A 21,339-nucleotide genomic window follows, 5' to 3' on the forward strand; every position below is an offset into this window, starting at 1 on the left:
TCTTCTCCTACTTCCCTTCCGCCAAACACAAATAAGTTTTGGTCATTGGGGAGATGGAATTCCTTTCTTTCGTTTTTTAAAAAGAAGATTGCACTATCATAATACTCTTCTGGAAATAAATCGACAAGTTGGTTATGATTTTTGAAAAATTCTCGGATGATTTCTCTTTGTGTGGTTACTTGTTCGATTGGATTTTTGTAAGACTTACCTACAACTGGTTCCCATTCCCTGCCTCTTACATTATAAAATTCCCATTCACCTTTTTTTTGTCTCCATTTACCGTTTTTTAATTCGATTGTGATCACTCCATATGGTGATACAACTAGAAAGTCTATCTCACGCATGGGAACATCAGGAGTGATTAAAGTAAGAGAATAATAAATATTACAAGGGAATTGAATTTCGTTCGAAAAACGATGGTAATAATAGGATTCGAGAGAAATGTCTCTCGTTTTTCCATGAAACTGTTTCGGATAAATCATTTTTTAGTTCTGTTATCTTTGTATTGTCTGTTCTAATGACGATATGAAACGGATACCACGAACCTTGTTATTCTGCCTATTGTTTTGTGCCTGCGCTGGAGGGAATATCAAAATAAAGATTAAACCCGACCTTTCAGGGGATCTTGTCATTTACCAAAAAAAAATCACAAAGAAACAAAAGGGGAGTTTTTTAGGTTCTGGACTTACTGATACGGGAGAGGTCACGATCACTCTCAAAGAGAGGTCTTATCAGTTTGGAAATTATACCCAAATGTTACCTCCTGGATTTCGTTTTGTTACGTTTGTGGAAGACCAAATACCAGAGATCCAACTTGGCATCGATACAAGTCAAAACTCACCACTACTTTCTGCTCTTGAAATCGTGCGAGAAGACATCAATTCGATTTTATCAGAAGCCAAGTTAAGAGACGATTTACTTCGTTTTAATACCCTTGTGGAGTTCATTCAATTTGAAATACACTTCCCATTTCCCATCAAAAAAGTAAAATTTTTAGATCCTAGAACCGCAGGCGAATGGACAGTACGCCTGGATAGCAGTGATAAAATGATTGTAAACATTCCCTTACATTCTGTTTGGGCAGGCGAACACTCGTTAACTATTGTTCAAATTTATCCAGAATGAGTATTATGGTTTGTGGAAGTATTCTGAATTTAATTTTTGGATGATTTCTTTTAATACCTTTCTTCGTTGGTCTTTGTCTGGCAAAATTTCTTTGAGATTCCGCCTCATAGCAAAAAGAGTTTCTAATAACTCATGGTCTTCTTCTGGGATGGTTTCTTCAAATAGTTTACGCAAACTGGAAGAAACACCAGCAAACATTCCGTCGGTGGAAATCGCAAATTGAACCGGTCCAATTTGGATGGTGGAAGAAGAATAAAAATCACAGTTTTTAGGATCATCTACTGAATTCACCCATATACCTTTCTCTTTGGCGATGGTTCTGAATTTTTTGTTTGTGTTCGGTTCACTTGTTGCTAAAAAAATAATATCCCTATCGTTTAAATCTGCCTCAGTGACGGCTCTGGTTTCCGTTTTGATATTTGGGTATTTTTGTAAAAAATCTTTTATTTCATCCATGAAATCCAAAGAGATGATATGGATATTGGCACCAGTATGTTCGAGCCCTAATAATTTTTCGAGGCAAGCATTTCCACCACCTACGATTAAAATATTCCTACCTTCTAAGTTGAGAAAGATTGGGTATTTTTTAACACTCATTGCAAAGGTTCCGATAAAAACGGAAGAAAAGAAAAACTTTCTATTTTTTGATTCTCACCTAACAAAAGGGGACGAACAACTTCACCAACGTATAAAATTCCTGGTCCTTTTGTTTTTTTCTCCAATCCTTCCTCTTGGGTTTTGTCGAGAGTGGAGACTGTATATACTGCACGAGTACTACCTGCATTTTCCAAAAGTACTATGGGTGTCGATGGACTTACCCCTTTTCGGATGAGTCGTTCAGCTAACTCTTTTGTTTTCTGGCTACCCATTAAGATGACAATGGTGCCTGGAAAATTTTCCATTCCCATCCAACTCCGTTCTTCTTCTAAAATGGTGTGTCCATCAAGGATGATGATTTGGCGTGATAATCCTCTCACCGTCAGTGAGATTCCAAGGTCGGATGCTCCCGTTGTCACTGAACTCACTCCAGGGATCACTTCATATGGGATTCCATTTGTTTCCAGTGTTTGGATTTCTTCAGATAACCTTCCAAAGATGGAAGCATCTCCCCCTTTCAGGCGGACCACTCGTTTGCCTTGGTGTGCATAATGAACAAGAAGGGAATTGATTTCATCCTGGGTGCGGTAGTGTTCTTTGGCACGTTTGCCCACGTAGAGGATTTGGGCACACTCAGGGAAAATCTCTAAAAAACTGGGATCGAGGAGGGCATCGTAGAGGATTACATCGGCGGATTCGATCCGAGATTTCCCACGAAGGGTTAGGAGGTCAATGGGGCCTGGACCACCACTCACAAAACTCACGAAACCTTGTTCTGTCTTATTGGAGGACATATCTGCTATACCTTGCAATCCTGCTAGAAAACGTCAAGTGATTGGCTAATTATTTCTACAAAATCTCCATTTTTTTGGTTTACTCGTCTCTAACCTTAGGAAAAGATTCAATTTATAAGACTTTTTGGATGTTTTACTGGAATCCAACACAAGCATAGGTTTTTATGTTATCCGATGAGAAACGCAATCGATTTTTACAGTTATTAAAAGAATCCACAAAGGATGAATGGGTCTGGATGTCGGGGTATCTGTCGGCACTAACTCAGGCAAGCATTGGGGGAAGTGTGGATGTGTCCCTAACCCCACCTGTTAGTATCTCGTCCAATGATCCTTCCCATGGGAATTTAAAAGCCGCCCCCATCCAATGTAGTGTTGTGTATGGAACGGAAACAGGGAATTCTAAAAAACTGGGAACGGAACTTGTTAAAAAATTAAAAGAACTAGGTGTCCAAGCCAAATTAAAAAGTACAGACACTTACAAAGCAAAAGACCTAAAAGAGGAAGAATACTTATTTGTGATTGTTTCCACTCATGGAGATGGAGAACCACCTCAGGCTGCAAAACCTTTTATCCAAATTCTTTCAGATGCAAAAGACAAATTGGCGAAAGTAAAATTCGCAGTACTTGGGTTAGGTGACACTAGTTATCCACTTTTTTGCCAAACAGGAATTGATGTGGATTCAATGTTAGAAAAATTAGGTGCCGAACGAATTCATGATTTAGGAAAATGTGATGTAGATTTTGATTTGGTTGCAAAACCTTGGATGTCAGAACTCATCACAAAACTCAATACAATTTCGAAAACGGCAACGACTCAAGTTTCAAAACAAACACAATCTACCGCAACTAAAGGGAACACTGGTGGCAAAGTTGTTTACGAGGGAACGGTTGTCACAAACTTAGTGTTAAACGACGTTGGAGCTTCAAAATCCACTAGGCATATTGAAATTAAATCTTCGGTAGCAATTGATTATTTGCCTGGGGACAGCGCTGGGTTTTTGGCTTATAATCGTGAAGAAGAAGTGGATCGAGTCCTCGGATTACTACAAACAGATAAAGAAACAAGAGTCACTTATAAAGGTGAAACTTGGATGTTGTATGATTTACTTCGCAAAAAAGTATCCATTCGTTTTTTACCGGACCGAGTGTTACAAAAATATGCCACACTTTCCAAGAAGGAAATTCCATCTGGTAAATTGGATTTAGATGTATTATTAACACTATATCCTTCTGATACAAAATTAGAAGTCCAGACCTTGGTTGATATTTTGGAACCAATTGTCCCAAGGTATTATTCCATTGCATCAAGTCCTTCTGCCCATGGGGAAGAAGAAGTCCACCTAACGGTAGCAGAAGTGGAAATTGAAACCTTTACGGGTATCAAATCTGGTTTTTGTTCTGGTTTTTTAGCATCATTAAAAGAAGGGGATACAGTTCCTTTTTTTATCCAAAGAAACAATTCTTTCCGATTACCAAGTCCCGATACAGACATCATCATGATCGGACCGGGAACAGGGATTGCACCGTTTCGCAGTTTTTTATTTGAAAGAGAACAATCAGCTGGGAATGGAAAAAATTGGTTATTTTTTGGTGAGAGAAACTTTGTTTCAGATTTTTACTACCAAACAGAACTCTTGGAACTTATGGACACAGGTGTATTACATAAATTGAATACAGCTTTTTCACGTGATACCAAACAAAAGGTATATGTCCAAGATCGTATGGGTGAAAATGCACAGGAATTACTCAAGTGGATAGAGAATGGTGCCATCATTTATCTTTGTGGATCCAAAGATCCTATGAGTAAAGATGTAGATAGAAAATTAATTGAAATTTTATCGGAAAGAACTTTTGACACGGGAAAAGAAGCCTCCGATTATTTAAAAGAACTAGAAGAATCTGGGCGTTATATCAAGGACGTTTACTGAGGAACTCATGGCTGAATCAAAAAAAGAAACACAAGCAGAAAAAGTAAAACGGGTGAGCCGTGGCCTCCGAGGCACACTTGCCGAAAGTTTGAAAGACGAACATACTGGTTCTTTACGTTCCGATGACCAATTATTATTAAAATTTCATGGTATGTACCAACAAGATGATCGAGACAGAAGGGACGAACGAGCGTTAAAGAAATTAGAACGTTTGTATTCTTTTATGATTCGATTGCGAATTCCTGGTGGTATGATAGGTCCTGTACATTGGGAAGCTCTTCATAATGTTGCTGGAGAAAATTCCACAGGAACCATTAAAATCACAACAAGGCAAACTGTCCAATTACATGGAATTTTAAAATCCAAAATCAAACCAACGATCAAAGCATTTGATTCAGTATTTTTGGATTCAATTGCAGCTTGTGGTGACGTAAACCGTAATGTCACATGTACATCCAATCCAGCCGCAAGTCCACTCCACAAAGAAGTGTTTGGTTATGCAGGTGAGATTAGTCGTTCCTTATTACCCAAAACGAGAGCCTACTATGAAATCTGGTTGGATGAAAATCTTTTAGCTGAAAAGGAAGAACCCGAAGATCCTTTGTACAAAGATGTTTATCTTCCTCGTAAATTTAAAATCGCAATTGCGATCCCACCATATAATGATGTGGATCTTTTTACCAATGACATTGGACTCATTGCAATCATTGAAAATGGACAATTATTAGGATTTAATGTTGCTGTTGGTGGAGGACTCGGAACCACCCATGGTAACCCAGATACTTACCCAAGAGTAGGAACTGTGTTTGGATTTATTCCCAAAAAAGACATTCTAAAAGTTGTATATGAAATTGTCACTGTCCAAAGAGATTTTGGAAATAGAGAAGATCGTAAACTCTCTCGATTGAAATACACCTTGGACAGGTTAGGTGTAGAATTCTACAAACGAGAAGTAGAAAAACGCGCAGGTATAAGTTTTGAACCTACCAAGGATTTCCAATTCACACAAAGATCCGATGATTTTGGTTGGAAACAGGATGCAGCAGGAAATTGGCATTATACAGTATTTGTGGAAAATGGCCGAGTTTGTGACGAACATGGTTATAATCTTAAAACTGCACTTCTAGAAGTTTCGAAAACAAGAAGAGCAACCTTTCGTTTTACATGTAACCAAAACTTAATTCTATCAGATATCTTTCCGAAAGACAAAGACTTAATTGAATCCATTTTGGTGAAGTTTGGTGTTCATAGAAAAACGACAGAAGTTTCTCCAATCAGAAAAAATTCCATCGCTTGTGTGGCACTAAACACTTGTTCTTTGGCACTTGCTGAGGCTCAGAGATACCTTCCTAGTTTAATTGATAAAATGGAACCTATCCTTTCTAAACATGGACTTTCGGAAGAACCAATTTCAATCCGTATGACGGGTTGCCCGAACGGATGTGCAAGACCTTATATCTCTGAGATAGGACTTGTTGGTACTTCATATGGAAAATACAACCTCCATTTAGGCGCTGATGCAGAAGGTTATAGGCTCAATCAAAAATACAAAGAAGATTTAGATGAATCTGCAATCTTGCAAGAGTTAGATGGGCTGTTTGGTAAATTTTCCAAGGAACGAAATGGTAAAGAATCCTTTGGAGATTATATCAACCGAATTGGGATTTTGAAAAAAGCTTAGAGTTTCTAAATAGAAATTAGGCACCTGTTTTCAGGTGCCTTTGTTTAAAAATCATAAGACTATCTTCTCTTCAATCCGCCCAACCGACAAGGATTCGTCTAGGACCAGTATAAGGTAATCTTCCATGAGAGACTGAAAAGTTATCAATGAAAAGAACATCTCCTGTTTGCCAAGGAATCGCCACCATATGGTTCCAAAATACATTGGTGATGGATTTCATTTCCTTTGGTGAAATCTCGTCTCCATTCCCATAGGTGACGTGCACATCATGTGAGTTTGGACCTAAGAGTCTTTTGAAGTTTGTAATGATTGTGAGTAAAACGGCAACACCAAACGAACGAAGGGTTTTTTGTTTTTTGAAAATTTTCCACGTTTCACTGACCCCCGCTTGGTAGTGAAACGTTTGCGAATGGTTATGCCAAGCAATTGTACCTGCGATAGGATGTGTTCGAAATCCAGATTGGTGGTTTGTGATCGTTAGAGAATCTTCACCATACCAATCTAATTGGAAACGATTTTCTTTCGCAATTTTTTCAACTTCTTCTAAGTTTGTGGTTCCAAACATTTCATCCCAACGTTTGGTTTTCCAAACAGAAAATCGTTTTTGTGAAGATGGGCCATCATACCTTCTTCTGTATCGGATTCCATATCGTTCGATTTTTTCTTTTATTTTGGGATCGATATTTTGGTAGACTAACCTAAGGTCTGTTAAGGGAGTTTCTCCCCCGTAGTCAGATGCTTTTTCCGCATAAAAAAATAAAACTTTCGGTGGGTTGTCAAGAAAACTCATTTCCGCATGTTGCATGATTGGGTAATGCGGTGGGAGTTCACTAGCTGTGAACACATGTTTTAATACTTCATCCCGAGGGGAAGTGCCAAGGTAAAACTCACCTAACTGTTTTTCGTTTGTAGCAAACAAAACGGATTGGAAATCAGAAGCTTCGTGAACGGGAAACCCACGAAAGAGAATTGCCCCATAGGTTTTTAAATCGTCTCGCCATTCCTTCTCATGGTTTTGAAACCAATTGGTTAACGAATCTAAAGTTCGTTCTTCCGTTGGCTCATACACAATGGGGAGTTTGGTTTCTCCCACAAAGGATTTGCGGATCCATTCTTTTGTGACAGTATTGGTTTGGCTCATGATACTGTCACAATAACTACTAGAGCTATGTTATTTCAATCAAAAAATCTGTTATATTGGATTAATTGTCTACAATAGCATTCCTGCGGCTACCGTTTGGTTGGTTCCTTCGTCGACGAGGACAAAACTTCCCGTTCCTCTGATTTTGGAATAAGGATCATAAGCAACTGGTTTTGCCGTCCGTATTGTCACTTTTCCAATTTCATTCAAACCGAGGTTTGGTTGTTCCTTTTTTTCATGAGTACTTGTTTCCACTCTGTATTCCAAAGAACGAATGGAAACTTTTACTGCATTGGTCGTTTGGCGTAAAAGGTATTTGGAACCTGGGGTCATCACCTTTTGGTCCATCCAACAAATATATGCTTCTAGGTCCTGAGAGACAACAGGTTCTTTCCCTGTCACAACGAGCATATCACCACGGCTCACATCAATCTCGTTTTCTAAACGAATGGTCACAGACATTGGCGCATAGGCAGTGGTGAGAGGTCCGTCAAATGTATCGATGGCTTTGATTTTCGAAGTGAGTCCACTTGGTAATACTGTGATAGAATCTCCCACCGTAAAATGTCCACTTCTGATTTGGCCCGCATAACCTCTGTAATCATGGTATTCGGTTGTTTGCGGGCGAATCACGTTTTGTACAGGAAATCTTGGAGCAGGGGATTCTTCTTCCGTATGGATTTCAATTTCTTCCAAAAAGTGGAGTAAAGATTTTCCTTTCCACCAAGGCATGGATGCGGAAGGTTCCACAACATTATCTCCGTTTAATGCAGAGATTGGTAAAAAGTGAATGGATTTTAAGTTTAAGTCTTTAGCAAATTCCAAATATTGTTTTTGGATATTTAAGAATACTTCTTCTGAAAATTCTACCAAATCCATTTTGTTCACACAAACAACTACATACGGAAGTCTTAATAATGAAACAATATAGGAATGCCTGAAGGTTTGTTCGATCACACCTTTTCTTGCATCGATGAGGATGATGGCAAGGTCTGAATTCGAAGCTCCTGTCACCATGTTCCGAGTATACTGTACATGGCCTGGTGCATCAGCGATGATGAATTTACGTTTGGGAGTGGAAAAGTATTTATAAGCAATATCAATCGTAATCCCTTGTTCTCTTTCCGCTTTGAGTCCATCAGTGAGAAGGGCTAAGTTGATTTGTCCATTCACTTGTCCTGCACGTTCAATTGCTTCGAGTTGGTCTTGGAAAATGGATTTACTATCGTATAACAAACGTCCGATGAGAGTTGATTTCCCATCGTCCACACTACCAGCAGTAATAAACCTTAATATATCCATTAAAAATACCCACCTTTTTTTCTTTCTTCCATAGCGGCTTCCGAACGTTTGTCATCCAAACGGGAGCCTCTTTCTGTGGTGCGTGAAATTTGAATTTCACGGATGATATCATCCACTGAATTGGCTTCTGATTCCACAGCTGCTGTACAAGTCATATCGCCGACAGTACGAAATCGAACTGTTCTTGTTTCTACTTTATCGGTACCATCTAAACTGATAAATTTGGAAACAGGGAATACCAGTTCCTCTCTCCATACAATTTCCCTTTGGTGAGAAAAATACAAAGAAGGAAGTTCTATCTTTTCTTTTCGGATGTATTCCCAAACATCAAGTTCTGTCCAGTTACTGATGGGAAATACACGTACGTTTTCTCCCACATGGATTTTTCCATTATAGATATTCCAAAGTTCTGGTCGTTGGAGTTTTGGGTCCCAAGATCCAAATTCATCTCGAACAGAAAAAATTCGTTCCTTGGCTCTTGCTTTTTCTTCATCACGACGGGCGCCACCAATACAAGCATCAAATTTAAATTCTGCTATGGTATCGAGAAGTGTCACGGCTTGGATTGCATTACGGCTTGGGAATTTTCCTTTTTCTTCGACTGCTTTTCCTTGGTCGATGGAATCTTGTACATAACGAACAATTAATTTTTCTCCAATTCGGTCTGCGAGTGCATCACGAAATTGAAGCGCCTCATCAAAGTTATGCCCCGTATCGATGTGAACGAGTGGAAACGGGAACTTACCTGGACGAAATGCTTTGAGTGCAAGGTGAACCAAACAAATGGAATCTTTTCCTCCCGAAAATAATAAAGCAGGTCTTTCAAATTGTGCTGCCACTTCCCGTAAGATATAAATGGCTTCTGATTCTAACTGGTCTAGGTGTGATAGTCGATGGGTACGTGTCATAGTCTATTATCCTTTTTTTGGTGTGAGTTTTCCATCTACCCAATGCAAACCACATTCCTTTTTTGATTCTTGTTCCCACCACCAACGTCCAGCTCGAAAGTCTTCTCCTGGTTCGATGGCACGTGTACAAGGGGCACAACCGATACTTGGAAAACCTTTGTCATGTAACACATTATAAGGTACATTCTGTTCGCGAATGTATTTCCAAGTCTCTTCAAAACTCCAATGGAGGAGTGGTTGGTATTTGATTAAATTTCTACTTGGATCGGATTCAAATAAAGACATCTCTGTTCGGAATCCAGACTGGTCTTTGCGTAAACCAGTCACCCAAACCTCCATTCCATTTAAAATGGAATCAAGTGGAACGAGTTTTCGGATCCGACAACATTCCTTTCGTAATTCTTGCGAGTCATAAAATGCGTTGGGGCCGTTTTGGTTGACAAAGGATTCAATCTCTTTTGTATTCGGAAAAAAAGTTTCGATTTTTGCCCCATAACGTATGTTTGTTTTTTGCCAAACATCATAGGTTTCTTGGAAGAGTCGTCCTGTATCCAAAGTGGCAATGCGAATGGGGATTTGTTCTGAAAGGATGGCATGTGTGATGGCTTGGTCTTCGAGTCCAAAACTTGTTGTGAAAACCACTTTGCCAGGGAATGTAGAAGAAAGGCGTTTTAATCCCTCTACGAGCGATAGGTTGGCATAAGATTCTGTCAAAACTTCCAAATTTCCCATATTTAACCCGTCCTACCATCCAATGTTTTGTATATTGGACGATTTGTAAAGTATATTAGCGGAAATTATTAGATAGAGAAGTCCTCTACATAGACTTTTGCTTTTTTGATGCGAAGGTAAACCGTCTCTCCGGGCAGTAAATTGAGGTATTTATAGGTTTCTTGTTCGAGGACGGATTCAATGAGGGACCCTGTATCCACCCGTTTTAATTCCACTCGGACATTTCGACCCGTGGAATGGATGTATTGGATTTCGGCTGCAATCCCTTGTTCTTTTTCCCTAACAATTTCAACGTCATAAGGGCGCACATAGGCAACCGCGTCCGATTCTTTGATATTTTCATGTTCAGAAGAATCCAGGGCGATGTTTCCAATTTTGGTTTTTCCTTCTTCGATACGTCCATGGAAAAGATTCACATCCCCTAAGAAGTGAAAGACAAAAGGTGATTTTGGTTTGTTATAAACCTCGTCTGGGCTTCCTACTTGTTCGAGTTGTCCTTGGTTTAAAATCACAATCCGATCACTCACTTCGAGTGCTTCTTCTTGGTCATGGGTGACAAAGACACTTGTGATATGGATTTCATCGTGGAGTCTACGTAACCAATTGCGAAGTTCCTTTCTAACTTTTGCATCCAGTGCACCGAACGGTTCATCGAGTAATAAAAATTTTGGTTCGATGGCAAGTGCACGAGCGAGGGCCACACGTTGCCTTTGTCCACCTGAAAGTTCATGTGGATACCGATTGTGAAATTTTTCAAGTTGGATGAGAGTCAATAGTTTTGAAACTTTCTCTTGGATTTCTGGTTTGGAAGGCCTTGTGGATTTTGGTCTTACTTCCAAACCAAACGCAATGTTTTCTGCAATGGTCATATGACGAAACAGTGCATAGTGTTGGAAAACAAATCCCACTTCACCATTTTGGATTTTGGAAGAGGATTGTCCATCGCCTACAAACCTTACAGAACCAGAACTTGCTTCTTCAAGACCTGCAATGATTCGGAGTAAGGTTGTTTTTCCTGAACCCGAAGGACCGAGTAGAGCCACAAGTTCACCATCGGGAATGGTTAAGTTTACATCTTTTAAAGCAGTAAACGAACCAAAGGTTTTTTGTACATTTTGTATTTCGATTGGCATATTAAGATCTCTCGGTACGTTTTTCCAATATCAATTTGAAGATGAGTGTGAGTAGTGATAAAAACACAAGTAAGGTGGCACAAGCAAAAGCACCTACGGAATCAAATTCATTGTATAACATTTCTATATATAATGGAAGAGTTGTGGTTTTACCTCGGATGTGTCCACTGAGAACTGAAACGGCTCCAAACTCTCCCATAGCCCTTGCATTACAAAGAATGATCCCATATAACAAGCCCCATTTGATATTGGGTAGGATGATTCTTAGAAACAACTGACTAAAACTGGCACCGAGTAACATCCCTGCTTCTTCCTCTTCACGGCCTTGGCTTTGCATGAGGGGAATGAGTTCTCTTGCAACAAAAGGAAACGTAATAAACACTGTTGCGAGGATGAGTCCAGGTGTATTAAAAACAATTTTGATTTGATGTTCAGCTAAAAACTCACCAAAGGTTCCTTGTCTTCCGAATAACAAAAGAAAGATGAGGCCAGATACAACAGGTGAAACTGCAAAAGGTGAGTCAATGATCGTGATGAGAAGATTTTTTCCTGGAAAGGAAAACCTAGTGATCGCAAAAGCAGCTGTGACTCCAAAGATTGTATTTAAAATCACAGAAACAATGGACACCTTTACGGTAAGGCCAATTGCAAATAATGCATATTCACTTGTGATTGATGAATAGTATTTTTCCCAACCTTCCGAAAATGCTTCCGTAAACACTGTATAAATTGGCAAAAGTAATAGGATGCCAAACAATGTATAGGCAAGTAAAACAAGAAAAATGGGCAAAAGTTTTGATTTCATGTGAGTTTTTTGGAAGCTCGTTCTTGGAAAAAATTAATGATAAACATAAATAAAAATGAAGTGAGTAACATCACAAGTGCGATAGAAGTTGCCTTTTCGTATTCGTATTGTTCCAGTTTGGTGACGATGAGTAGAGGAAGGATTTCTGTTTTTCCAGGTAAGTTTCCAGAAATGAATACAACCGACCCATACTCTCCGATACTCCTTGCAAATGCCATCCCGGTTCCAGCAAGTAGGGAAGGCCAAAGTTCGGGTAATAAAACTTTTCGAAATGTTTGGAACGGAGTCGCTCCAAGGCACCTTGCACTTTCTTCTAGTTCTTTAGGAAGTTCTTCAATGACAGGTTGTACAGTTCGTACGACAAAGGGAAATCCAATGAAGACAAGTGCAATGACAATACCAATGGGTGTATAAGCAATTTTGATACCCCATTTGTCAAAAAAAGAACCAATGATTCCAGTTTGAGAGTAAATCGTAGTCAGGGCAATCCCTGCCACAGCGGTGGGCAAAGTGAACGGTAAATCAATTAAGGTATCAAAAAACTTTTTGAATGGAAATTGGTATCGAACGAGTACCCAAGCAAATAAAAATCCAATGAAAAGATTGAGAACTGCGGATATGAGACCCACACTAAAACTTAAAAAGAGCGCAGATCGAATGCGCTCTTCCGTAAACACTTCTATAATCCCTGTGAATCCAATCCCCAGGGAATGATAAAAAAGTCCAAATAATGGAATGATCACAACGACGGACGAATAAAATACTGTGAATCCTAAACTGATCCCTAAGTGGATTTTTTTGTACGGCCGTGTTTCAATTTGCATATATTATTTGGTTTTGTAGATGGCATCAAAGACACCTCCATCTGCAAAATGTTTTTTCTGTGCAGTGTCCCAAGTTTCCCCTAAATCGGATAGAGAAAATAATTTGAGATTTGGAAATTCTTTTGCAGAGGATTTGCTGACTTTCGGATCAATGGGTCTAAAAAAATGTTTCGCAATGATGGTTTGGCCTTCCTTCGTAAAAAGAAATTCTAAATACGCAGTTGCCTTTTCTAAATTCCCTTTTTCCGTCGCAGTTTTTGTCACAACAGCGACTGGGGTTTCTGCTCGGATCGATTCCGATGGATAGATCACTTCTAAACTATTTTTACCAGAACGTTTTTCTTCATCTAACGCTAGTTTTGCCTCATTTTCCCAGGTAATGAGAACATCTCCGATCCCACGGTTCACAAAAGTAGTGGTGGATCCGCGAGCACCTGTATCTAGGACAGATGTATTTTGGAACAATGCTTTCACAAAGTCAGTAGCTTTCTCATCAGACTTATACTTTCGTTTTGCAAAACCATAAGCGGCAAGGTAATTCCATCTAGCACCTCCACTCGTTTTTGGGTTTGGAGTGATGATAGAGATTCCTGGTTTTACAATATCATCCCAATCTTTGATTTTTTTGGGATTTGATTTACGTACGAGGAAGATGATGGTTGAGTAATATGGTGTACTTTTGTTGGGTAGTTTGGATTGCCAATTTGCATCAATTAACTTTGATTTGCTGGCAATGCTATCAATATCATAAGAAAGTGCTAAACTGACTACGTCTGCTTCGAGTCCGTCAATCACTGCTCGTGCTTGTTTTCCCGATCCACCGTGGGATTGTTGGATTGAGAACTCTTCACCTTTTTTTTCCTTCCAGGATTTTAAGAAGGATTTGTTGATATCTTCATAGAGTTCCCTTGTTGGATCGAAGGATACGTGTAGAAACGTTGATTCTGCGAATAGGGAAGTGGCGAGCCCAATTCCCATTACAACAGTCAATATGGCAGAAAAACTTGGTTTAAATTGGAGGAATTGGAGTATTTTTTTCATTTTCTCGTCCTTTTGGTTAATAAAACAAACTAATCCTCCAATTTAGTGAATTTTTGTCAATGGAAAATCCAACTCTTTTTTTGGGTCATCCTGGTTTCCTGACATAAACCTAGAAAGGAAGAAGATAATTCTCTCAAGGAAATCTGGGGAAGTTCGATCCTTAAGGGAGAAGGCACCCCAATGAATGTAAATGTTGATAAACAAAACCTAATTCCCTTCCCTCAAGTTGAATTGAGACCAGGCAAAAGGGACGGTGCCGATAACAACTATTTTGCGGTAAAAGAAAGTTTTGGTGAGATTTTAGAAAGGGAATTCCAAATCCATTCGGAAAAACCAAACTCACCCTCCGAATGGAAACCACTCCAAGCAGAGAAAAATCCATCTGATTCCTCAGCAGATGTTGTTTCGAAAATGGAATCAAACCAACCATCCAATTCTGTGAATGAAAACAATTCATCTCAAAAAACAAACGAAGAAACGAATGAAGAAATTTCGGAAGAAGAAGACTTAGACCGAGAGGCACTCGAATACAGCATTGGCATTTTATCTAACCAACATCTACTCAATCAAAAATTTCTCCCTGCCAATGAAGTAAATGAATCTTTGCAAAAAGAAAAAACAGTGGCACTCTCCATGCAGAAGTCTGCAGAAAAGAATCCATTGTATGCAACAAAGGAAGCAAAAACATTTTTAGAAGAAACTAAGAAATTAGCAGAAAGTCTTTTGCAAAAAGACTTCGTCAGTTCAAAACAAATTTTTTCCCATCACAAACAAGGTCTAGAAGATTCCATTCCTTCCAATCTAGTGATGTTTCCTGGTTCTCAAAAAAAAATACAAACAGATCGAGTAGTGAACGAAACGAAACAAAACCCAAACGTAAGTTCACAAAAAAAAGAATCTGAGCAGGTTGGATTAAATCTTGTTACCTCTTTTCTCCCAAAAGAAAAAGGGAACCGTGGACTTGAGAATGAAATTCCTTCAGAATCTTCCCTTCGCAAACTAGATCCAAAAGGCAAAAATTCGAAACACAATAAATCGGAATCAGTTTTATCTGAAACAAACTTAGAGAAGGAAAATTCCAATCTTTCCATTACTTCTGACAAAATGGTACGAAGTTTGGGTTTTAAAGAAAAAGAATTCCAAAAACTAAATGAAAACAAAAACCAAGTCCAAAACGAAAAGATAAAAACAGACTCATCTTCTGTAAACCAAGTGCAAACCATCTCTTCTTCCAAAATGGGCGAAGAAAATGGAAAATCTTCAGAAGATAAAAGTAACAAACAAGGATTGAACCTTCATTCGGTGGAAAATAAACTTCACTCCAAAACAGAAGATGTTAAAAATCTAGAACGAAATCAAAAACCGAAAGAAACCAACTTAAAACAAAATTTGGATGAACTCATCAAACAAGCGAAGTTTGATATCGTTCAAAACGGAAAATCCAGTGCTGAAATCATTATGAATCCAAAAGAGTATGGTCGTTTGACTCTGAAGGTGACTGTAGATGGAGAAAAGGTAGAGGGTCGAATTTTAGTCGAATCAGAAGAGTTACAAAAATCCCTTCAAAACGAAATCCTATCAATTAAAGAAAATTTGAAAGAGTCTGGTCTCGAATTACAAGCGCTCATCATTGATTTATGGGATGATGGGAATCAATTCACAGAGAGACAAAACCAAAACCAACTCTACCAAACACTCATGGAAACTGCAAAAAACCGCGGGAATATTGAGAAATTGGAAAAAGAAAATGGAGTTGGTTTAGATGATATCTCTTTACCACCAGATTCCAAAGTATTAGAATTTTTTGCTTAAACTTACGAAATAAAAAAAGATCGAGGACAATATGCCAGACGGAATGCAAGATATCTCTACACAAAATTCTGCAAGAACCAAATACTTTGAGGGTGATAGAAGTTTTAATATCCGCAAACATTTGGACCAGCTGGAAAAAGAAGAGACAAGTGGTTTAAAAGGAATTGAAATCCGAGAAAAACAAAAAGAGTTAGGAAAGGATGATTTCCTAAAACTACTTTTGACACAACTGTCTCACCAAGATCCAACAAACCCAGTGCAAGACAAAGACTTCATTGCACAAATGGCTCAGTTTTCTTCACTCGAACAGATGAAAAATATTTCTTCTGGGATTGCTCGGATGGAATCTAAACAAAGTTATTCGGTCGTAGGTAAAATTGTATCAGGTCCAGATTTAGTGACTGGTGAAGATGTCACTGGTCTTGCAGGTGCAATTTTGTTCGATAACGAAGGGAAAACCTATGTTCGTGTGAATGGTCGTATGCTCGATGTTTCAAAAATCAATTTAATCTCTGATCCAGAGTTATTAAAGTCAGAAACACAGTTCCAACAACAACGTCCGACAAACATTCCAAACAATACGTTAAAAAAACAAGAAGCTTATCAGGATTAATTGAAAAAGGTCGATAAAAAAAGAGAGGATAGAACGTTATGATGAGATCACTTTATTCCGGTGTTTCCGGATTGAAAAACCACCAAGTTAGAATGGATGTTATTGGTAACAACATCTCTAACGTTAACACACATGGATTTAAAACAGAACGTGTAACGTTCCAAGATATGATCTCACAAGAATTGCAAGGTGCATCTGAACCAAACGAAAGGATTGGGGGAACAAACCCAAAACAAGTTGGTCTTGGATCTCTCATTGCTGCGATTGATAAAATCATGACACAAGGTGCCTTACAAACAACAGGTAAAAACACTGACCTTGCTGTATCTGGTGAAGGTTTCTTTGTTGTGAAAGACGGAGACAAACAGTTTTATACTCGTGCTGGTGCTTTTAACGTTGATAAAAATGGTTTTTATGTAAACCCAGCGAACGGACTCAAAGTACAAGGTTGGAATTCAAGACTTGATGAAACTGGAAATAAATACATCAACTCTGCAGGGTCTTTAGAAGATATCGTAATCCCACTGTATTCCAAAGAACCTGCTCGTGCTACAAGAAATGTCGACTTTCAATCTAACCTCAATGCAAGTGTAGCTGCTGTTCCAGCGGATGCAACGGAAGAAGACATCCAACGTTATATCAATGATCCAGATCCTCGCCAAAGACGTGGCCATATAACATCAATTAACGTGTATGATGAATTAGGAAACACTCGCCAAATGGGTGTGGAATTTTACAAAATGCGGGACAATGTTTGGAAGATGCGTTTTAAATTAGAAGATGCAAGCCAAGTGTCAGTTGATGTAAGTGGAACAGGTGGTGAAAACACTAGTGTATCTGGAAATACTGAACTCGAAGTTTCCTTCACACCAGATGGGAAAATCATCAGTGTATCAGATGGGGTTGATTCACAAACCACTGGAAAACTCAAAGCAGATATTTCCTTCCGCATTCCAGGAAATCCAACGGCACAAAAATTCAGTTTGAACCTTGGAGAAGCAGGACTTGTAGGTGGAATCACACAATTTTCATCTGACTTCACAACAAAAGCGGTGAAACAAGATGGTTACCCTATGGGTTATATGGAATCGTTTTCCATTGATAATACAGGAACTGTTACGGGAGTTTTCTCAAACGGAGTCCGCCAACCTCTTGCAAGAGTTGCTCTTGCCAACTTCACAAACCCAGCGGGTCTTAATAAAGAAGGGGACACAATGTATAGTTTCTCTTTAAACTCTGGGGAAGCAAACATTGGGGAAGCAGGAAGCCAAGGGCGTGGAAAAATCAATGCTGGCCTACTTGAGATGTCAAACGTTGACCTTTCTGACCAATTCACAGATATGATTGTGACCCAAAGGGGTTTCCAAGCAAACTCTAGAACCATTGTGACATCCGACCAGATGATCCAAGAAGTTCTCGGTCTCAAACGATAAGAAGTAGTGGAAGGACGGGGGTAACCCCGTTTTTTCCTTGAGTTCTGCAAAATTCTAAGAAAACTAGGTCAAACCAAACTTTTTAGAATTGTTTCAATTGTCACGTTTTCAAAAAAATACACTCCTCATTTTCATCCTTCTGGCATCCGTCGCCTATGCTCCGTTATACTATTCTATCAAGAATGTAATCAAAAAAGAATCAACACCAATTACGTTAGAAACTCCAGAAACGGTTGTTTTTTTTAGTTTAGGAGAGTTTGATTCCAAAGGGGAAATTAAAGATCCAAAGACGATACAACTACTTTTCGAAACTACCCATTTCCAATTCCAAAATACAACAGATGCTGTGTATCTGGGAAAACACTCTGAACTTTCAGCTTCCAAACAAAGTCGTTCGGAAATCATATTAAATGGAACCTTCCAATGGGAAGAAAAAGGAATCAAATTTACGCCAAAACTTCGTTATGTGGAATCCAAGTCTACGACAACTGGAAATTCTATCTTTGTGAAATATGAAGAAAGAGGAAATTTGATTTTGGAAGTCCAATCTTCTCTCACTCATTTGGTAGATGAAACGATAAGACTCAACAGGCTCATCAAACGGAATCCTCAATGGGAATTTATATCAGAGGAAGAAATTCTTTCTGAATCAGAATTTGTAAAACTGACAGAATATGAATTTGAGACCAAGTCTGAGAGTCGAAACAATGTTTTAGTTTCTCTTAATTTGAAAACCAATTTTACAGAGTGGCTTAAGGTTAACGATAGATTAGCGAAACAAACAGAAGATAATTTAAAAGAAATATGGAAAGAAGTAGGTTCCAATCCAAAATTATCTAAGTTCTTACGTTTCCAGATCGCAAAAAACATCTCTCAATTTTACTTCGACAAAGCAGAGTATTCAAAATCCATCGAATATGCAAGTTTTGCCAAACGAGAAAAAGAATCTTCTAAACAAGTATTTCATAGTGATTATGCGGACATACTTTCCTTAATTGGGAAATGTTTGGTGTTAGATGGAAAAAAAGAAGACTCAATATTTTATCTTACATCGGCTAAAAAAATCTATGAAACCTTGGGACTCTTAACGGATCCAGAAGGAATACAAAACTCCTATTTTTATGGATTGGTGTTATTTGATGTTTCTCAGTTAGAACTTTCTGCTTATGAACTATCTTCCATCCAAGGAAAACTTGGTGATGTATACCAAACGATTTATTTGGATTACAATTTAGCACAAACTCTCTATCGATTGGGTCGATACGATGCGACGATCACTTTGTTAAAAGAACAACGCACTAAAATCTTTGAAGTTTCCATTCCGAATTTTGATATTGCTCTACAATCTCTACTATTGTATGGAGCAGCTCAATACAATGTTGGAAATTGGAGTATTGCAAAATCAGTTTGGGAATCAATTCTCCATGCAAAATCAACATATGCCATCGAAGAAAAATCTTATTATCGATATGCACTTTTTAATTTGAGTATTTTGTCTAGGGAACGAAATCATATCGAAGAATCGGAAGAGTATTACAAACAATATGTAAAACTTTCACCTTATGGCCAAATCGAACCATTGCCAACAACTGTGAATTTTGAAATTGGAAAACCAATTTATCCTTATACATGGAATCTAACGAATAATGGACTTTTTTCTGAATTAGAAGAAAAAACAATTCGTTCGTATACTGGTCGGTATTTATTCCAATCCCAAGATGAAGAGATCAGAGCGAGAACCTACGAAAATCGATTAGAAGATACCAATTTAATCTTAGATGATCTTTTGAATCCAAATGCCTATCTCTCAAAATCGATGTTAGTTCTCAGGAAATCTTTGTTTGGTGACCTGAAATTACATGAGAGAGGAAATCAAGTTGTATTTTTAGACATTGGTCCTGCATTGAACCACCCCGAGTATCCAGGTGTCACTTCCCAAGCGGTTGCAAAACATTTTCCCAAAATGGAAGTTGTGTTATGGGAATTACCTGGAGAAGTGGAACTCTTTTTGAAAAAGGTAAAACCTGAACTAAAAGAGAAATTATATTCTTTTTCTAATATTCGAATTCTATCGGCAGATGGAGTTGGTAAATTTCAAACTGAATACAATGATCCCAAACATTGGATTCTAAGGAATCGTTCCATTCCTAATTTGAAACAGAAAACGATTGTTATACGAGCTGCCAATTCCATTGATATATACGAACCTTACGCAAAGATTTTACCTCATTTCCAAAACCTTGGTAAGGAACTCAAAGAAAACCCTGTATTGTATTTTTTCAATCGTAGTATTCTACTGAAACCAAAGGGAAAAGAAAAGTTTATCCTCATTGGAAACCAATCCATAAGAGGGTTTCATCATAATTTCCAAAGTTTAGATCGTAATGGAGAACCTCCCTATTCGATCCTTCCATTTAGTATCAGCGATGAGGTGATACCATGATCTCAATAGAAATCGATTTTATTTATTTTTTTGCATCTCTCTTCTTTTTACAGTATAGTTTGGTGATTGTAACCAATAAAGAAAATAGAAATTTGTTCTTACTATATTGGATGAGTCTTTCGGTCATCGGAATTTTTCTATTATTCTCTCTTTCAAAATGGGGAATTTCCGTATTTGGTTGGGATACCCAATCCATTTTTTTGCTTCTAACAAAAGCCAATTTAATTTTGTTTTTCGCATTTCAGGTATTAGGAGAGAGGATATTCTCGTATTCACGAGTTGTCGGTTTTTTGATTTCAGTTTTACTCACTCTTTTTTTTGGGACTTTTTTTTATTGGATCCATTTGTTTCAATCGCAACTCTACGCCCAGGATGAGTCTGGGCTTTTACCGTTCACTGTTGCCATGGGTGCGTTTGTTTGGTCTCGGGAAATGTTTTGGATTTCTCCAAAGTCAAACAAATCAAAGTTAGTGGAGGAAGATAAACCAAAGCTATTATTTTTATTTTTGCCTTGTATTTTATTCCTCTTATCTCCTTACAAAACAAATTATGAATTTATTGAAATCATTTCAAAACCAGTGGTTTTGGGATTTTCTTCCTTAATTGGATTTACGATCATTTCTCAATACCTAAAGGTTTCCATCCCAAGAGAAACTGAGATCGGTGTATGGTTAGGAAGTATCGGATTTTCGACAGCGATCAGTGTGGATTTATTGGTAAGTATTCCTTTAGCATTTGTGATTGGAATGTTTGCCCGTGGAATCTATTTTTATCTAGATGGATTGAAATGGTCAGATTCAGGAAAACGAGGAGTTGTTTCCTATTTGGTTCCTTCCATACTTGCAACTTTTTTGCCTTTTTTGGTAGTGGAACCAAAAGATTGGAACCATTCACCCTATGTCTTGTTAGGAGTCCAAGTCTTATATTTTCTGAGTTTTTATCTAATTTCAAGTTTAGTTTTTGGCTTTCTACTTCTAATCAAACCAAAGTCAGAATAAATTTTTGAAAAAACAATCGACAGTGAATT

General features: G+C 38.2%; 17 protein-coding genes and 2 pseudogenes. 8 read left to right on the forward strand and 11 right to left on the reverse strand.

The annotated features are described in order from the left end of the window. Window positions 1-92: 92 nt before the first annotated feature. Window positions 93-482 (reverse strand): annotated as a pseudogene (locus ND812_RS18440) (nuclease-related domain-containing protein); the annotation flags it as partial. Window positions 483-525: 43 nt separating this feature from the next. On the opposite strand from ND812_RS18440, the gene ND812_RS08440 reads away from it, so the two are divergent. Beyond that, window positions 526-1,125 (forward strand): LBF_1134 family protein, encoded by a 600-nt coding sequence (locus ND812_RS08440; protein ID WP_265375087.1) that lies wholly within the window; start codon window positions 526-528, stop codon window positions 1,123-1,125. Window positions 1,126-1,128: 3 nt separating this feature from the next. Here the strand turns inward: ND812_RS08440 and ND812_RS08445 are convergent, their stop codons facing one another. Both ND812_RS08445 and cobA read right to left on the reverse strand, forming a co-directional pair. Continuing rightward, on the reverse strand, window positions 1,129-1,722 hold the full coding sequence (locus tag ND812_RS08445; RefSeq protein WP_265375088.1) for a precorrin-2 dehydrogenase/sirohydrochlorin ferrochelatase family protein: 594 nt from the start codon (window positions 1,720-1,722) through the stop codon (window positions 1,129-1,131). Beyond that, window positions 1,719-2,516 (reverse strand): uroporphyrinogen-III C-methyltransferase, encoded by a 798-nt coding sequence (gene cobA, locus ND812_RS08450; protein ID WP_265375089.1) that lies wholly within the window; start codon window positions 2,514-2,516, stop codon window positions 1,719-1,721. Before cobA ends, ND812_RS08445 begins: the two co-directional genes overlap by 4 nt. 164 nt (window positions 2,517-2,680) lie before the next feature. Between cobA and ND812_RS08455 the strand changes: the two genes are divergently transcribed. Beyond that, a complete protein-coding gene (locus ND812_RS08455; RefSeq protein WP_265375090.1) occupies window positions 2,681-4,444 on the forward strand; it encodes a diflavin oxidoreductase in 1,764 nt (587 codons plus the stop codon). Window positions 4,445-4,451: 7 nt separating this feature from the next. Next, entirely contained in the window at window positions 4,452-6,125 is a 1,674-nt protein-coding gene (locus tag ND812_RS08460; RefSeq protein WP_265375091.1) for an NADPH-dependent assimilatory sulfite reductase hemoprotein subunit, read from the forward strand. 70 nt (window positions 6,126-6,195) lie between these two features. On the opposite strand, the gene ND812_RS08465 is transcribed toward ND812_RS08460, so the two are convergent. The 8 genes from ND812_RS08465 to ND812_RS08500 all read right to left on the reverse strand — a co-directional run bounded on the left by ND812_RS08465 (window position 6,196) and on the right by ND812_RS08500 (window position 14,011). Continuing rightward, window positions 6,196-7,266, reverse strand: a complete 1,071-nt coding sequence (locus ND812_RS08465; protein ID WP_265375092.1) for a TauD/TfdA family dioxygenase — start codon at window positions 7,264-7,266, stop codon at window positions 6,196-6,198. A 69-nt stretch (window positions 7,267-7,335) separates the two neighbouring features. Further along, complete coding sequence (locus ND812_RS08470) at window positions 7,336-8,568, reverse strand: sulfate adenylyltransferase subunit 1 (RefSeq protein WP_265375093.1); 1,233 nt, start codon at window positions 8,566-8,568, stop codon at window positions 7,336-7,338. Then, window positions 8,568-9,476 (reverse strand): sulfate adenylyltransferase subunit CysD, encoded by a 909-nt coding sequence (gene cysD, locus ND812_RS08475; RefSeq protein ID WP_265375094.1) that lies wholly within the window; start codon window positions 9,474-9,476, stop codon window positions 8,568-8,570. Before cysD ends, ND812_RS08470 begins: the two co-directional genes overlap by 1 nt. Window positions 9,477-9,482: 6 nt before the next feature. Next, window positions 9,483-10,208, reverse strand: coding sequence for a phosphoadenylyl-sulfate reductase (locus ND812_RS08480; RefSeq protein WP_265375095.1), 726 nt, complete (start codon window positions 10,206-10,208; stop codon window positions 9,483-9,485). Between the two features lie 68 nt (window positions 10,209-10,276). Beyond that, window positions 10,277-11,341 carry a sulfate/molybdate ABC transporter ATP-binding protein gene (locus tag ND812_RS08485; protein ID WP_265375096.1) on the reverse strand — a complete coding sequence of 355 codons (1,065 nt, stop codon included), beginning with the start codon at window positions 11,339-11,341 and terminating at the stop codon, window positions 10,277-10,279. Between the two features lies 1 nt (window position 11,342). After that, entirely contained in the window at window positions 11,343-12,146 is an 804-nt protein-coding gene (gene cysW / locus ND812_RS08490; RefSeq protein ID WP_265355354.1) for a sulfate ABC transporter permease subunit CysW, read from the reverse strand. Then, window positions 12,143-12,970, reverse strand: coding sequence for a sulfate ABC transporter permease subunit CysT (gene cysT / locus ND812_RS08495; RefSeq protein WP_265375097.1), 828 nt, complete (start codon window positions 12,968-12,970; stop codon window positions 12,143-12,145). Before cysT ends, cysW begins: the two co-directional genes overlap by 4 nt. Before the next feature lie 3 nt (window positions 12,971-12,973). Further along, window positions 12,974-14,011 carry a sulfate ABC transporter substrate-binding protein gene (locus ND812_RS08500; protein ID WP_265375098.1) on the reverse strand — a complete coding sequence of 346 codons (1,038 nt, stop codon included), beginning with the start codon at window positions 14,009-14,011 and terminating at the stop codon, window positions 12,974-12,976. A gap of 180 nt (window positions 14,012-14,191) precedes the next feature. Here ND812_RS08500 and ND812_RS08505 point away from each other — a divergent pair, with 180 nt between their 5' ends. From ND812_RS08505 to ND812_RS08525, 5 genes and pseudogenes are all read left to right on the forward strand, one after another. Next, a complete protein-coding gene (locus ND812_RS08505; protein ID WP_265375099.1) occupies window positions 14,192-15,823 on the forward strand; it encodes a flagellar hook-length control protein FliK in 1,632 nt (543 codons plus the stop codon). A gap of 43 nt (window positions 15,824-15,866) precedes the next feature. Beyond that, window positions 15,867-16,406, forward strand: a pseudogene (locus ND812_RS08510) (flagellar hook capping FlgD N-terminal domain-containing protein); the annotation flags it as partial. A gap of 68 nt (window positions 16,407-16,474) precedes the next feature. Beyond that, window positions 16,475-17,869: a flagellar hook protein FlgE gene (flgE, locus tag ND812_RS08515; protein ID WP_265375100.1), complete on the forward strand. Its 1,395-nt coding sequence runs from the start codon at window positions 16,475-16,477 to the stop codon at window positions 17,867-17,869. 97 nt (window positions 17,870-17,966) lie between these two features. After that, window positions 17,967-20,312, forward strand: a complete 2,346-nt coding sequence (locus ND812_RS08520; RefSeq protein ID WP_265375101.1) for a tetratricopeptide repeat protein — start codon at window positions 17,967-17,969, stop codon at window positions 20,310-20,312. After that, window positions 20,309-21,310 carry a hypothetical protein gene (locus tag ND812_RS08525; protein WP_265375102.1) on the forward strand — a complete coding sequence of 334 codons (1,002 nt, stop codon included), beginning with the start codon at window positions 20,309-20,311 and terminating at the stop codon, window positions 21,308-21,310. Before ND812_RS08520 ends, ND812_RS08525 begins: the two co-directional genes overlap by 4 nt. The last annotated feature ends 29 nt before the right edge of the window (window positions 21,311-21,339 follow it).

This window comes from Leptospira limi, from assembly GCF_026151395.1.
GTDB lineage: Bacteria > Spirochaetota > Leptospiria > Leptospirales > Leptospiraceae > Leptospira_A > Leptospira_A limi.